Source organism: Ruegeria sp. BG6, from assembly GCF_056538465.1.
This window is the reverse complement of sequence record NZ_JBQFTB010000001.1, coordinates 166524-181424: the sequence shown is the minus strand read 5'-3', so window position 1 is coordinate 181424 and position 14901 is coordinate 166524. Positions and strand designations below refer to the sequence as shown.

At 59.4% G+C, this 14901-nt stretch carries 16 protein-coding genes; 6 read left to right on the top strand and 10 right to left on the bottom strand.

Annotation, left to right across the window (positions count from 1 at the left end):
* Positions 1-3: 3 nt before the first annotated feature.
* A complete protein-coding gene (locus ACR0JW_RS00945) occupies positions 4-219 on the bottom strand; it encodes a twin-arginine translocase TatA/TatE family subunit (protein ID WP_170610679.1) in 216 nt (71 codons plus the stop codon).
* A gap of 219 nt (positions 220-438) precedes the next feature.
* Between ACR0JW_RS00945 and ACR0JW_RS00940 the strand changes: the two genes are divergently transcribed.
* Entirely contained in the window at positions 439-744 is a 306-nt protein-coding gene (locus ACR0JW_RS00940) for a hypothetical protein (RefSeq protein WP_170677403.1), read from the top strand.
* A gap of 21 nt (positions 745-765) precedes the next feature.
* The gene (locus tag ACR0JW_RS00935; RefSeq protein ID WP_170677404.1) at positions 766-1437 is read left to right on the top strand and encodes a helix-turn-helix transcriptional regulator; all 672 of its coding nucleotides are present in this window, start codon (positions 766-768) and stop codon (positions 1435-1437) included.
* Between the two features lie 61 nt (positions 1438-1498).
* Here the strand turns inward: ACR0JW_RS00935 and ACR0JW_RS00930 are convergent, their stop codons facing one another.
* The 8 genes from ACR0JW_RS00930 to ACR0JW_RS00895 all read right to left on the bottom strand — a co-directional run bounded on the left by ACR0JW_RS00930 (position 1499) and on the right by ACR0JW_RS00895 (position 8929).
* On the bottom strand, positions 1499-2662 hold the full coding sequence (locus tag ACR0JW_RS00930; RefSeq protein WP_480713494.1) for a peptidoglycan DD-metalloendopeptidase family protein: 1164 nt from the start codon (positions 2660-2662) through the stop codon (positions 1499-1501).
* A gap of 63 nt (positions 2663-2725) precedes the next feature.
* A complete protein-coding gene (locus tag ACR0JW_RS00925) occupies positions 2726-3376 on the bottom strand; it encodes a protein-L-isoaspartate(D-aspartate) O-methyltransferase (protein WP_170677408.1) in 651 nt (216 codons plus the stop codon).
* On the bottom strand, positions 3373-4155 hold the full coding sequence (gene surE / locus ACR0JW_RS00920; protein ID WP_170677410.1) for a 5'/3'-nucleotidase SurE: 783 nt from the start codon (positions 4153-4155) through the stop codon (positions 3373-3375). Before surE ends, ACR0JW_RS00925 begins: the two co-directional genes overlap by 4 nt.
* Positions 4156-4276: 121 nt before the next feature.
* Positions 4277-5365, bottom strand: a complete 1089-nt coding sequence (locus tag ACR0JW_RS00915; protein WP_480713493.1) for an ABC transporter ATP-binding protein — start codon at positions 5363-5365, stop codon at positions 4277-4279.
* Between the two features lie 80 nt (positions 5366-5445).
* Complete coding sequence (locus ACR0JW_RS00910; protein WP_170677714.1) at positions 5446-6492, bottom strand: methyltransferase domain-containing protein; 1047 nt, start codon at positions 6490-6492, stop codon at positions 5446-5448.
* A 106-nt stretch (positions 6493-6598) separates the two neighbouring features.
* Positions 6599-7711: a hypothetical protein gene (locus tag ACR0JW_RS00905; RefSeq protein WP_170677717.1), complete on the bottom strand. Its 1113-nt coding sequence runs from the start codon at positions 7709-7711 to the stop codon at positions 6599-6601.
* A 2-nt stretch (positions 7712-7713) separates the two neighbouring features.
* The gene (locus ACR0JW_RS00900; RefSeq protein WP_480713492.1) at positions 7714-8493 is read right to left on the bottom strand and encodes an SDR family oxidoreductase; all 780 of its coding nucleotides are present in this window, start codon (positions 8491-8493) and stop codon (positions 7714-7716) included.
* Positions 8494-8566: 73 nt separating this feature from the next.
* Complete coding sequence (locus tag ACR0JW_RS00895) at positions 8567-8929, bottom strand: nuclear transport factor 2 family protein (protein WP_170610651.1); 363 nt, start codon at positions 8927-8929, stop codon at positions 8567-8569.
* Between the two features lie 109 nt (positions 8930-9038).
* Between ACR0JW_RS00895 and ACR0JW_RS00890 the strand changes: the two genes are divergently transcribed.
* From ACR0JW_RS00890 to ACR0JW_RS00875, 4 genes are all read left to right on the top strand, one after another.
* Positions 9039-10646, top strand: a complete 1608-nt coding sequence (locus ACR0JW_RS00890) for a peptide chain release factor 3 (protein ID WP_170677414.1) — start codon at positions 9039-9041, stop codon at positions 10644-10646.
* Positions 10647-10722: 76 nt separating this feature from the next.
* A complete protein-coding gene (locus ACR0JW_RS00885) occupies positions 10723-11499 on the top strand; it encodes a YiiX/YebB-like N1pC/P60 family cysteine hydrolase (protein WP_170677416.1) in 777 nt (258 codons plus the stop codon).
* On the top strand, positions 11496-12461 hold the full coding sequence (locus ACR0JW_RS00880) for a glycosyltransferase family 2 protein (RefSeq protein ID WP_170677418.1): 966 nt from the start codon (positions 11496-11498) through the stop codon (positions 12459-12461). The genes ACR0JW_RS00885 and ACR0JW_RS00880 overlap by 4 nt, the downstream gene beginning before the upstream one ends.
* A gap of 184 nt (positions 12462-12645) precedes the next feature.
* On the top strand, positions 12646-13995 hold the full coding sequence (locus ACR0JW_RS00875) for a DEAD/DEAH box helicase (RefSeq protein WP_170677420.1): 1350 nt from the start codon (positions 12646-12648) through the stop codon (positions 13993-13995).
* Here the strand turns inward: ACR0JW_RS00875 and ACR0JW_RS00870 are convergent.
* Complete coding sequence (locus tag ACR0JW_RS00870; protein WP_170619158.1) at positions 13992-14894, bottom strand: EamA family transporter; 903 nt, start codon at positions 14892-14894, stop codon at positions 13992-13994. The genes ACR0JW_RS00875 and ACR0JW_RS00870 overlap by 4 nt on opposite strands.
* Between the last annotated feature and the right edge of the window lie 7 nt (positions 14895-14901).

The window sequence follows — 14901 nt, the reverse complement described above, 5'->3', positions numbered from 1 at the left end:
CGCTTAGACCTTGTCTTTCTCGGTCTCGGGCGTAACATCCTTGGCCAGCTCGGACGCGTCCTGTTCAATCTCTTCCGTTCCGTCCTTGACGCCTTTCTTGAACGCGGTGATGCCTTTGCCCACTTCGCCCATCAGCGAGCTGATTTTGCCGCGGCCAAACAGCACCAGCACCACGACGGCAATCAGCAGAAGGCCGGGAAGACCGATATTGTTGAGCATGTCTTTTCTCCTTTTACGTCGGCGCCACGCGCCGGAAATGTGATCTGGGTCCGTGTCTACGCCTGCAAAGCGCTTTGCAAAAGTGAGGCAGGTCAATTCCGCGCATAAATGTGAACCGGTGGCGCGGTTTTTGCGGACTCGCAATTCTCAACTGACAGGTTTATGTCAGTTGCAAAAGGCTAGGCAGAGGGCATTGAAACCTGGTCAACGGAGAATCAAATGACCCATGTTGCTGAAATCGTCACCTTCACCCTTGCCAACGGAACCACCCCGGAAGAGTTCGTGAAACTCAGCCAGGCGTCCGAGGCATTTGTCCGCGCGGCCCCCGGATTTGCCCATCGCCAACTGAGCCAGGGTGAGGATGGCCGCTGGACGGATTACGTGATCTGGACAGACATGAAGGCCGCCAAGGATGCCGCAGCGCAGTTCCCGCAGCAGGATTTTTGCGCGGGCCTGATGGCTGCCGTCAACCCCGAAAGCATCCAGATGCGCCACGAGAATGTGTTATGGAACATGACCGCCTGAGGCAGGTCAGGACGGTGCGTCATGCGCCGCTCTGACCGCCTGTTCGACATCATCCAGATCCTGCGCGACGGCAAACTGCACCGCGCGCAGGACATTGCGGACCGGCTCGAGGTGTCGGTCCGCACCATCTATCGCGACATGGACACGCTGGTCGCCTCGGGCTTTCCGGTCGAGGGCGAACGCGGCGTCGGCTATATGGTGCGCGAACAGATCACCCTGCCACCATTGAACCTTACCCCCGCTGAACTCGAGGCGCTGAACCTCGGCATGGCGATTGTGGCCGAGGCGGCCGATCCCGACCTTAAATCCGCAGCTGAATCACTGGCCGACAAAATCGACGCCGTGCTGCCCACTCAGGTCGTGGCCGAAGCCGACAGCTGGAAGTTCGCCGTCTACCCCTTTGCCGACGCCGCGCGCGGACTGGCACATATGGCCCCGATCCGCGCCGCAATCAAATCCCGCCAGAAACTGCGCCTGTCCTACCGCCGCATCGACGGCGTCCTGACCGATCGCGTGATCCGCCCGCTGCACATGGAATACTGGGGCCGAGTATGGACCCTCACCGCCTGGTGCGAGTTGCGAGACGGTTTCCGCGTCTTCCGTATCGATCTGATCGAGGCGGTCACGCCAATGCCCGAGATCTTCCCCGACGAACCTGGCAAACGGCTCAGCGACTACGACCCGCACAGCTGACCGGCTTCATCTTTTTCAAAATACTCCCGCCGGAGGCATGGCCCGAAACGGGCCATTTCCGTCACTTGAGGTAAGGCTCGGGATCGACGGCTTCGAACCCCTGCCGCACCTCGAAATGCACATAGGCCTCGTCACCGCCCCGCAGAGCCGCGATTTGCTGTCCTCTCCGAACCCTGTCGCCTTTCTTGACGGCAACGTCGGCAACATTGGCATAAATCGTGACCAGATCATTGCTGTGCTTCACCAGTACGATCGGAACCTGATTTGCGTCCTCCGTCACAGCAGCCACAGTCCCGGCATCAGCTGCCTTGACCGGCGCGCCCGCACTCGAGGCGATGTCGATCCCCTTGTTTTTGTTCTTGTCGAACGTGCGGATGATCGTCCCGCTGACCGGGAGGGACAAGGCGGCGGTGCTGGTGTTTGTCGGCGCTTCCGCCGTCACATCAGGCGCTTCGGCCAATGGCGCGACCTCTTCGTCCGGCAAGGGCTGCGTGGCACTGGGGGGTGTCGGCGTCGGAGATCCCTGCCCCGGCTGCGTTACATTCGTTGCAGTAGTGGCCGCTGCCGCGGACCTGCGTGGCGCTGGCTGATCCTTGACCGGGATCAGTAGGTACTGGCCCTCGCGCACGGTGAAATCGGACCCAAGACCGTTCCACTCCGCCAGGGACTCCACCGGCACCTGATATAAACGCGAAATGGTATAGGCCGTTTCCCCACGCTTGACCTTGTGCCGAACCGGTTCGGGCCCCACCGGTGCAGGTGTGGGTGATACAGGCTTTGCCGGCTCCAATGTCGTGGTCTGAACACCCCCGCTCTCGGGAGCCTCATCAATGGCGGACCCGGCCAAGGCTGCAATATCGACGTTGCTGCCGCCGCCGACCGAACGCGGCAGCGCCAGAACTTCGCCATCGCGAAGAGAGTCAGTGACATTCAAACCGTTGAACCGGGCTAGTTCCAACGGAGGCAGCCCAACACGTGCGGCCACGTCATTGACGGTATCGCCGCCGCGAGCCACCGCGACTTGATAGTTGGGATAGGTGATGACCCCACGCACGTCAGGAGCCGGACGATTGCCCGTGGCCGCCAGCGCCGCATCGGCGGTCGAAAATCCGCCTACATTGCCCCGCAGGTCATAGTCCAATGGCCCCTCGCACCCGGCAAGGATTACCAATGCCGTCGCTCCAAGGGCGCAACGGCGCATTGCTGATTTGGAAACTGCTCTCATCTTGCTGTCCTCAACGCCTGCCCCTGTTTTCCGGGGTTCCGGCGCATAGTTCGGAAATATCAACTACACCCCATCCTTCCCAAGCCCTTCCAGCAAGGGCACAAAACGGACAGGCAACAATTCATCATAGTCCAGCCCGGTTTCGGTTCGCCTGACCCGGATCAGAGTCTGAACCGCATCCGACTGGCCCACCGGCAACACCATAATACCGCCGATTTTAAGCTGCGCCAAGAGCGGCCCGGGCGGGTCTTCCGCAGCGGCGGTCACAATGATCCGATCGAACGGGGCCTGCTCGGGCAGACCGTACGATCCATCCGACAGCATGGCCGTCACATTTGTCAGGCCCAGTTCGCGAAACAACTCACCGGTTTCGCGCACCAGGCGCTTGTGGCGTTCAACCGTGTAAACCCGGCGCGCCAGCTTCGCCAGGATCGCCGCCTGATAGCCCGAGCCGGTTCCGATCTCCAGAACTGTGTCCCTTGGCCGAACCTCGAGCGCCTGCGTCATAAGCCCCACGACCGACGGCTGGCTGATCGTCTGACCACATGCAATCGGCAGGGGTGTATCCTCATAGGCGCGTTCCGCGAACAGGCCCTTGACGAAGCGGCCCCGGTCGATCTGTTCCATCGCCGCCAGAACGCGCGCATCCGTCACCCCGCGTTTACGCAGGGCGAACAGGAACTGCATGGTTGTTTCAGGGTTCAGTCCACTCATTCGATCGCCTTCAGCGCCTCCAGCGTATCATGCGCCGTCAGGTCTGCCCGCATCGGCGTGACCGAGATGTAGCCTTCCAGATTGACTGCCGCGTCGGTCCCCGGAGCAGTCGGGTTATGCTGATACCCGCCCTTGATCCACAAGAACCGCCGCCCCGAGGGCGAACTGTGGGGTTCTACCGAAAAGCATGTGTCCCGGCGATACCCCTGTGATGCGACACGGGTGCCCAACACCTCATTCGCAGGCACTGGTGGGAAATTCACGTTGTAGAACAACCGGTAATCGCCCTGCTCTTGCGGTGTCGCATCCAGAATGCGCCGGACAAGATCCGCGCCGAACCGGCCAGCGGCCTCGAACGGATCGTCAAGGCCCAGATTCCGGGGGCCAAAATATTGCGACAGGGCAATCGCAGGTACGCCCTGTAGTGCCGCCTCCATCGCGCCGCCGATGGTCCCGGAATAAAGCGTGTTCTCTGCCGAGTTGTTGCCCCGGTTGACGCCGGACAAAACCAGATCGGGCCGCTGGTTCTTCATCACATCATGCAGGCCCGCAAGAACGCAGTCAGCGGGCGAGCCTTCGGCGGCAAAGCGACGCTCGCCCATTTTGGCGATCATCATGGGATGGGTATAGCTGATGCAATGACCAACGCCGGACTGTTCGAAGGCCGGGGCAACGACCCAGACCTCTCCGCCTGGCCCTGCCAGTTCGGCTGCAATCGCCTCAAGCGTGATCAATCCCGGCGCATTGATGCCGTCATCGTTGGTCAGAAGAATACGCATGTGCCCGAATTACCCCCGCGTTTCGCCATTGATAGACCCAGCCCCACGCTGCGGCAAGCAATGCACGTCCGCAATCTGCGGCTTTCACGCACCACTTGGCACTAAACTGAGCCATAGCCCCTCAGACCGGGAATACGAAACACCGGTTGCGGCGAACCGTCAGCCACATGACCCGACCCGGGCCGGGTACAAAAACATTCGGAACAGTGGCTTTCAGGGTCGAGCCATCATGATCCATCTCAAACTCGACAAGGCTTTCATTGCCCAGAAACCGCGCGCGCTGCACCACCCCCCGCGCAGCAACCCCATCCGTGTGCGTCGGCAGCGGCCCCTTGCCGCCCCGGTCGAAGTCCAGTCGCACATGCTGTGGTCGAAACACAATCTCGACATCGGTGCCATCCGGCACACCCGGCGCCAGAAACTGCCCGAAAGGCGTTTCCGCCAAAGCTCCGTTCACCTGCGAACGCAACACGTTGACATCGCTGAAAAAAGCAACAGCCGCCTTGTCTGCCGGACGCGTATACACGTTATACGGCGCGCCCTGCTGAATGATCTTGCCGCGGCGCATCAGGGCAATCTCATCGGCCATGCGCATCGCCTCTTCGGGCTCGTGCGTTACAAGCACCACCGCCGCGTCTTCTTCCTTGAGGATGGCCAGCGTCTCATCCCGGATGCCATCGCGCAAACGATTGTCGAGGCCCGAAAAAGGCTCGTCCATCAACATGATGCGCGGGCGCGGTGCCAGCGCGCGGGCCAGCGCCACGCGTTGTTGTTCACCACCTGACAGGTGATGCGGATACCCGTCGATGAACCGCATCAGATCAACCTTGGTCAGCAGCTCCTCGACCCGGGCGCGTTTCTCCTCTTTCCGGCCTTTCAGACCGAACGCAACGTTGTCCGCCACGCTCAGATGGGGAAACAGGGCAAAATCCTGGAACATCAACCCGATCTCGCGCCGTTCCGGCGGGACACGGAAAACCGTGTCGCAGATCAGCTTGCCATCGACGTAGATCTCGCCCGAGTCCTGCATCTCGACCCCGGCAATCATGCGCAGCGTGGTGGACTTACCACAGCCGGACGGTCCCAGCAGACATGTTACCTGCCCTGCCTGCACCGTCAGCGAGACGTTATCCACCACGACCTGACCGTCATAGCGCGCGACCAGATTGCGAATCTCCAGACGAGGAGGAGGAGCTTTCTCTACTGTCACCGATGAACCCCGTTGCCTTTCCCGATCAAATTCATCGGGCTTGGGCGGGGATAACAATCCCGCCCCTCAGGCGCAAGGGATCAGCAGCATCCACCAGAGGCGGCTTCTCCTGTGGCTTCGAACGGACTTTCGCCCCCGCAACCTTCGAAGATGCCATAGTGGTTCGAGAAATCACCAATGAACTGGAAATGCCGTGCAAAGCGCGTATCGTGCAGCATCATCCAGGTGTTGCCGCAAACCGGGAAAACCTTGCCGGTTTCTATGGCATGGTGGTCGTCCAGCTCAAACAGATGCGGCGCGTTGGGAATGGTGCCCTTGTAGATTACGGCCTGACCGTAATCCTCGCAGGCAGGTTCCAGATCAGGCAGCTTGAACAACCGGTAGGTGGCCGAAAGAAATTTCAGCGGCGCGACGCGCTCTTCCAGAACCGGATTTTCAATGGTCAGCGGACGATGCGTCACCCGGCGCGGATCACCAAACCCGGCCTTGCGCGCCATTGACAGGAAGTCGTTCCAGTACAATGCCCCGGACAGGCACTCGCCGTACAGAACGTCATCCTCAGCCATGGCGGCAGGAACACGGCGGTCAGCGTACACGTCCGAGAAATACATCTCGCCGCCCTCTTTCAGCAGCCGATGCGCGCCACGCAGAACAGCATCCTTGTCGGTGGCCAGATTAATAACGCAGTTGGACACGATGATGTCGAACGATCCCGGCTCAAGATCCAGTTCGTCCAGCTTTTCGATGAAGCCGTGATGGAATTCAACATTGCTGGCGGCATATCCGAACGCATTCGCGTGATAGTCCTGATGCGCCCGCGCGACGTCCAGCTGTTCCGGCGTCATGTCCACGCCGACGACGCGGCCCTTTTCGCCGACCATGGCGGACAACGCATAAACGTCACGGCCCGCACCGCACCCCAGATCGAGGATCGACATTCCTTCCAGGTCCAGCGGCGCAATCAAGCCGCAGCCGTAGTACCGTGTCAGCACCTCGTCATGCACCCGGGATAGAATCTTCTTCAGATGATCCGGCATGTCATCGGGCGTGCAGCATGCGTTGGTCTGCAAATCCGAACTGCCTTGCAGGACTTCGCCATAATAGTTCTGTACCGCCTCATGCTTCATCATCGGAATCCTTTCCTCAGCCACTGTTCAGCAGCTAGTGCAAGACCGACTGGCGCGCAATCAGGCGACCGCCATTCTGACAAAAGCGTGAGAGTTTCTTGCCGTCTCAGCCCAGCAGTTCGAAATCCGCACCGGCGCGTATTTTTCCATTCACCTGAATCTCCAACCGGTGCATGCCCGGCACCAACCGAAAGGTGGTGGCATCGCCTTTCAGCTTGTGTTTCTTGGCCAAGCTGAGCGTGCCATCGCGCAGAACGGACTGTTTCAGCTTGTGAACCTTGGGTGAAACCTTTCCGCCAGGCCTTTGAAAGTGAATGATATAATCAACCAAAACCGGCTGATCTCCTGAACCTCTCAGATCAACTGAAAACTCCAGCGCCTCACCAATCCGGGCATCCCCATGCAGGTCAACCGCAACGATCAGTTCGGCATCGGGATCATAACCCAGCATCTTCATCGCCCTTGCATGGCCCGATTTCACCAGCCCGCGCAGGGCATGAGAGGTCATCCATCTTAGCTCGTCAGCGTTCTGTCGGCCCTCCGCCTGCCAGGTCTGCAATCGATCCAGAACCAGGTCCGGGTCCGTTTTGGTGATATCGTTCAAATGGTTCGCCACAGACCGCGTGACATATCGTGTGTTGTCGCCGTGCAACCTGTCCAGCAGTGGCACCGGATCGCTCAACTCCAGCCCCACCGCCTGCCCCCAAGGCAATCGAGGCCGCGTGCCTTCACTGACCAGACGACGCACGTGATAGCTGGAATGCACGCACCAATCCTGCATCCTTTCGATCACAAGATCCGGGTGGGCGTTCAAAAACGGTCTGATCGCCCATTCCATCGAGAACCGCTGCGTCAGTTCCGCAAGTACATCCAGTGCCAGATCGGGGTAGTTCAGCCCTGCCGACACCACCCAATCGCCCAAGGGCGCAAAGATGAAATCTCCGAAATCATCATCGGTCTTGTCCGGATCCAGAGGCGGCGGCAGCGCGCGCAGGATAACCGGGGCAACATCAGGCAATTCACCGGGAACTGCCTGTTGCAGGCACTCGGCAATCCAGGCCATCCGCTCTTTCAACTCAAGTTCTGGCAACCGCTGCATGACGCGCGCCTGAAAGGCAGTTGCGTCAAAACCAGCATCAGAAGCAGAGAATAAACCCGCAAGATAGCTGGTTTTTTCCGCGTTGAACAATTGGTCCTTAAGTGAAAACCCCTGCGCCATGCTCACATCGTCAGATTGGTGCCGCCGCCGTCCAGCAGGATGTTCTGTCCAACGATGAACCCGGCATGTTGCGAGCACAAAAATGCACATGCCGCGCCGAATTCCTGCCGCGTGCCATATCGCCGGGCAGGAATGGTCGCCTCGCGTTCCGCGCGCGCCTCATCCATTGAAATCCCCTTCTGCGTCGCCACGCCGCCGTCCAGCGACACCGCGCGATCCGTGGCATGAATACCCGGCAGCAGATTGTTGATGGTAACCCCGCGCCGGGCCACCTGTCGGGACGTCCCGGCAACATAGCCCGTCAGTCCGGTTCGCGCCGCGTTCGACAAACCCAGCGCCGGGATCGGCGCGCGCACGGATTGCGAGGTGATATTCACCACCCGGCCCCAGCCCTTGTCCATCATCCCCGGCAACAGTGCCTTCATGAACGCGATCGGCGTCAGCATGTTGCTGTCCAGCGCCTTGATAAAATCATCCCGATCCCAGTCCGACCACAATCCGGGCGGTGGACCACCGGCATTTGTCACAAGAATATCAACACCCTGCGCGGCGTCTATCACCTGGCTCTGCCCCTTGGCCGAGGTCACGTCGCAGGCCACCGTCTGCACGTCGACGCCATGTTCCGTTCGCAACCGGGCGGCTTCGGCTTCCAAAGCGTCCACCCCGCGTGCGTTCATCACCAGATCGACACCGGCTGCGGCCAGGGCTTCTGCACAGCCAAGACCCAAACCCTTGCTGCTGGCACAGACAAGTGCGCGTTTTCCACGTATTCCCAGATCCATCCGATCCTCCCCATCTGTTGTTGCCCGCATGTCTAGCACCGGCCAGACAGGGAAGACCAGAAGTCAAAGCGCGTCAGTAAAAGAACTCTTCGCGCACGATCTTTCCGTTGGCGACGTGATAGATGCCTACCTCTTTCATGTCGAAGCTTTCACCGCTTTCCTTGACCGTGCCCTGCACTTCAAAGATCACGGCAAAACGGTCGTCGCCGTGCGGGAACGGATCGCTGACGGATGCACCAGACACCTCGTGCGCACTTTCCCACCATTCATGCTTGCCCCGGATCGCATCGCGTCCATGCGTCTCGCGGCCCATGCCTTCCATTTCATGCGCTTCGACCGAAACAGCATCCTGCGCATAGAGTTTCTCCAAATTCTCCTTGGCCCGGTTTTCGCGGCAACCGGCAACCAGTTCGTCGGCAATCTCTTTCAAATTCATCGATCTTCTCCGCAATTTGTTCACTATATGTTCTTATTGCCATAACGGTATGATTCGAACCAGCCCCTTTGTCTTGCCTCGGCAGGATTCCACGCCTATACGCGCGCTCATGCTTGATACCGCCTCGAACCAACCCGTATTGCCGCCCGAGATTGCCCGGCGCCGGACATTTGCCATCATCTCGCACCCGGATGCGGGCAAAACAACGCTGACTGAAAAGTTCCTGTTGTACGGGGGCGCAATTCAGATGGCTGGCCAGGTGCGCGCCAAGGGTGAGGCGCGGCGGACGCGTTCGGACTTCATGCAGATGGAGAAGGATCGCGGTATTTCCGTCTCCGCCTCTGCGATGTCGTTCGATTATGGGAACTTTCGGTTCAATCTGGTTGACACGCCCGGTCACTCGGACTTCTCAGAGGATACCTATCGCACCCTGACAGCCGTGGATGCGGCGGTGATGGTTATCGACGGCGCAAAGGGCGTTGAAAGCCAGACGCAGAAACTGTTCGAGGTCTGTCGCCTGCGCGATCTGCCCATCCTGACCTTCTGCAACAAGATGGACCGCGAAAGCCGCGATACGTTCGAGATTATCGACGAAATTCAGGAAATGCTGGCCATCGACGTCACGCCCGCCGCGTGGCCTATCGGTGTCGGGCGCGACTTTATCGGCTGCTACGACATGCTGCGCGACCGGCTGGAGCTGATGGACCGCGCCGACCGCAACAAGGTAGCCGAAAGCATTGAGATCAACGGGTTGGACGACCCCAAACTGGCCGAGCATGTGCCCGAACACTTGCTGGAAAAGCTGCTGGAAGAGGTCGAAATGGCGCGCGAACTGCTGCCCGCCCTGGACCCGCAGGCGGTACTGGAAGGCCACATGACCCCGATCTGGTTCGGCTCGGCGATCAACTCGTTCGGCGTGAAGGAATTGATGGAGGGCATCGGTGCTTACGGACCGCAGCCGCAGGTTCAGTCCGCTGAACCGCGCCAGATCGCACCCGACGAAAAGAAGGTCGCAGGCTTTGTCTTCAAGGTGCAGGCCAATATGGACCCAAAGCACCGCGACCGTGTGGCGTTCGTGCGCATGGCTTCTGGCCATTTCAAGCGCGGCATGAAGCTGACGCATGTGCGATCGAAAAAACCGATGGCGATCTCGAACCCCGTCCTGTTCCTGGCCTCCGACCGCGAGTTGGCGGAAGAAGCCTGGGCTGGGGACATCATCGGCATTCCGAACCACGGCCAACTGCGCATCGGCGACACGCTGACAGAAGGCGAAGCGCTGCGCGTGACCGGCATCCCATCGTTCGCGCCGGAACTGCTGCAGGGTGTTCGCGCAGGCGACCCGATGAAGGCTAAGCACCTTGAAAAAGCTCTGATGCAGTTTGCCGAAGAAGGCGCGGCCAAGGTGTTCAAACCCTCGATCGGCTCAGGTTTCATCGTAGGCGTCGTTGGCGCGCTGCAATTCGAAGTCCTCGCCAGCCGGATCGAGATGGAATATGGCCTGCCTGTGCGTTTCGAGGCGTCGCAGTTCACCAGTGCCCGCTGGGTCAGCGGCGACAAGCCCGAAGTTGAAAAGTTCGTGAATGCCAACAAGCAACACATCGCCCATGACCACGATGGTGACATTGTCTATCTGACCCGCTTGCAATGGGACATCGACCGGGTCGTCCGCGACTATCCGGCGCTGAACCTTTCAGCGACCAAGGAAATGATGACGTGATATCAATACGCTTGTGATCCGGGTCTGTTCGGAGTCAGAATAACCTGCTTTCGAACGCAAGCGCGGAGGTAGAGGTATGAACAGACTTCTGACCAGGCTCGGATATGCTCTGTCGCGGTATATTGAGAAACCCCTCAAAGGGTACCAGAGTTTCTCCTCAACTACACCCGAGCGGCTGCGCCAGACACTTCAGCCCTGCGATGTTCTGTTGGTCGAGGGCAACAGCCGGGTTGCATCGGCAATCAAGTATCTAACGAATTCTACCTGGTCGCATGTGGCGTTCTTTGCGGGTGGCGAAGACCCGGATACTCAGTTGATCGAAGCTGACCTTCAGGACGGGGTGCGTGCCGTGCCTGTATCTCAGTTTGCCCATCTCAACACCCGAATCTGTCGGCCTGTCGGCCTGACGAACGAGGATTCTGCGCGGGTAATTGCCTTCATGCGCGGAAGCATCGGCAAGACCTATGACCTGAAGAACATTTTTGACCTGCTGCGCTATTTGATGCCAAACCCGCCTGTCCCGGTTCGCTTTCGCCGCCAGATGCTGGCACTGGGTTCCGGCGATCCGACGCGGGCAATCTGTTCGACCGTAATTGCGCAGGCGTTCCAAAGTGTACGCTATCCGATCCTGCCGGCACTGCTCGAGGATTGCTCCAAGGATCACGCCCGAGAGATTCTGAGGATTCGCCACCATTCGCTTTTCACGCCACGCGATTTCGACCTTTCTCCCTATTTTCGGATCGTGAAGCCGACAATCGAATGCGGCTTTGATTATCGGGCCCTTAATTGGGCCGATCTGCCACCCAAGCCAGGCTTGAAACCCGCAGCGACTGCCCGCAAATTGGCGCCATGACGCCATTACCTCAGTCCACGGACGCCCTAAAAAACCCGCGCTGGGGTATCGTTTCAACCATACGGGGTGCGGCTCCTGATATCCTCCGATTTGCAGCCTACCACCTCGATCTGGGGCTCGACCGGATGTACCTTTTTCTGGACGAACCCAATCCGCAGGCTTTCGAAGCCCTCCGGGCCCATCCAAAGATAGAAGTGTGGGTCTGTGACGCCGCATTCTGGGAAAGGCGAAAGCGGGACCGCCCGGACAAACACCAGGTGCGCCAGACAGCAAACGCCACCTACACGTACCGCAAGACAGATCTGAACTGGCTGGCCCATATCGACCTGGACGAGTTCCTGTGGCCGAAACGCCCGGTTCCGGACCTGCTGGCGCAGGTTCCAGATGACATTCCCGCCGCCCGCACCCGCCCGATCGAGGCGCTGGCGACCGGCAAAGATCTGTACAAGGCCTTTATTCCCAAAGGCCGGGGCCGCGACACGCTGGTGCAAACCCTTTATCCCACCTACGGCGCTTTTGTTCTGTGCGGTTTCCTCAGCCACATCCAGGGCAAGCTGTTCGTTCGTACCGGCATGTCGAAGATCAACTTTCGTATCCACAACCTGTTCCAAAACGGGGAAATTCTGCGCGATTGCGTGGAACTGGACGGCATGGACCTTTGCCACCGCCACGCGCCCGATTGGGAACACTGGCTGGCCCACTATCCGTTCCGGATCGCACGCGGGTCCTATCAGCCCGGCATGTCCCCCAATGTCGCTCGCGAGCGTGGCGGCGTGAACATGAATGAACTTCTGGGCATGATCGAAGCAGAAGATGGCCTGGATGGGCTGCGCCGCTTTTTTGACGAGATGAGCGGCGCAGCCCCCGCGACACGCACCCGGCTGGAAGATCACGGCATGATCCGGCATCGTCCGCTTGATCTGGACGTTAAAGTTGCGAAACACTTTCCCGGAACCAATTGAATTGTTGCGGAAAACTGAATACACGCCTTTGGCGCCTCCAGATTAACCGCTCTTCATTTGACCTGGTGTTACGATTTTGTTATGTCCCGCCCAAGCCGAAATGCGCATGGGGCGCATGGCCATCCGGGCCCGGCATTTTACAGACGCGCGGGCCAGGTCAAGTGTCCGCATGAACCGGACATATATGACAAAGTTTAACGAACTGAACCTGAACCCGAAGGTCCTCAAGGCTATTGAGGAAGCCGGATACGAAACACCCACTCCGATCCAGGAAGGCGCGATTCCACCTGCGCTTGAGGGCCGCGATGTGTTGGGGATCGCCCAGACCGGTACTGGCAAAACCGCCAGCTTTACCCTGCCGATGATCACCCTGCTGGCCCGTGGCCGCGCGCGTGCACGTATGCCGCGCTCGCTGGTGCTGTGTCCGACCCGGGAACTGGCCGCTCAGGTGGCGGAAAACTTCGACACCTATTCCAAGCATCTGAAACTGACCAAGGCGCTGCTGATCGGCGGTGTCAGCTTCAAGGAGCAGGAATCGCTGATTGATCGGGGCGTCGATGTTCTGATCGCCACACCGGGGCGCCTGCTGGACCATTTCGAACGCGGCAAGTTGTTGCTGACCGGCGTGCAGATCATGGTTGTGGACGAAGCCGACCGGATGCTGGACATGGGATTCATCCCCGATATCGAACGCATCTTCTCGCTGACGCCGTTCACCCGGCAGACCCTGTTCTTCTCGGCCACCATGGCGTCCGAGATCGAACGCATCACCGACACTTTCCTGTCTGCCCCCGCCCGGATCGAGGTTGCCCGTCAGGCCACTGCGTCCGAGACCATCGAGCAGGGAGTGGTCATGTTCAAGGGTGGTCGCCGCGACCGTGAAGCCAGCAACAAACGCAAGGTTCTGCGTGCGCTGATCGACTCCGAAGGCGACAAATGCACCAACGCGATCATCTTCTGCAACCGGAAGACCGATGTGGATATCTGCGCGAAATCGCTGAAGAAATACGGCTACAATGCCGCCGCCATCCATGGCGACTTGGACCAGTCGCAGCGGATGAAAACGCTGGACGGTTTCCGCGACGGCTCTCTGCGCCTGCTCGTCGCCTCCGACGTGGCAGCACGCGGCCTGGATATTCCATCGGTCAGCCATGTGTTCAATTTCGACGTACCGGGCCATGCCGAGGATTACGTCCACCGCATCGGCCGCACAGGCCGCGCCGGGCGTGAGGGCAAGGCCATCACGATCTGCTCGGGCCGCGATGAAAAGGCACTGGATGCGATTGAAAAACTGATCCAGAAGGATATTCCGCGCATCGACAACCCGGTCAAAGATGAACCCAAACCGGACACCCCGAAGCCCGAGAAGAAATCCAGATCTTCCGAAGGCCGAAAAAGTGAAGGCAAGCGGGAAAAAGAACCCAAACCCCGCGGGCGCAACCGTCACGAGGACAACGGCCCATCAGTCGTGGGCATGGGCGATCACCTGCCAAGCTTCATCGCCCTCAGCTTTGATGAACGCCGCGCGGGCTAGATCGCCAACACCAACGCCAAAATTGATATTCCAAGCAAAGACATCCCGGCGATCTCACGCCGGGTGATGGTTTCGCGGAAAAACAGCAACGAAGCCAGCAGGCTGAGGATCAATTCCACCTGCCCCAACGCTTTGACGTAGGCCGCATTTTGCAGCGTGAACGCAAAGAACCAGCAGAACGAACCACACAAGCTGGTCAGCCCGACAAAAACACCGGTTCGCCGGGTGTCCCAAACGGCCCGCAATTCGGCCCGGTCACGCCATAGTAGCCACAGTCCCATGCTGAGGAACTGAAACATGATCACGGCGGCCAGCGTGACCAGCGCGCGGAACCACGCATCCAGATCGCCCAATTGCATCGATGCACCGCGATAACTGACTGACGAAAAGGCAAAAAGCACGCCGGATCCCAACCCCAGTTGGGACGCCTTGTTGGTCAGGTGGCGCCACCACTCTCCGTCGCCGCCCGGTGTTTTGGACAACAAGAACACCGCCGCCAAACCCAGCAGGATGGCAATTAATGCCCCTGATGAAACCTGATCGCCAAGGATCAGGAAACCGACGATAGCCGTCTGAATCACTTCGGTTTTCTTAAAGGTGATACCCACAGCAAAATTGCGCTGTTTGAACAGAGCTACGACGCAGATCGTCGCCAGAATCTGAGTGGTCCCGCCAAGAACCGCAAACATCCAGAACTTCGCGGATAAATGTGGCAGTGCAAAACCGGTCGATTGCATGGCAACGATCAGGCCGATGACGGCCAGCGGCATCGAATAGGCAAACCGCGCGAATGTGGCGCCTGCCGCACTCAGTTGAATGCGGCTCAGTGATTTTTGCAGCATGAACCGCACGGTCTGAAACGCAGCGGCCGCAACGGTGACGGGAATCCATAGGCTCATGGCTTCC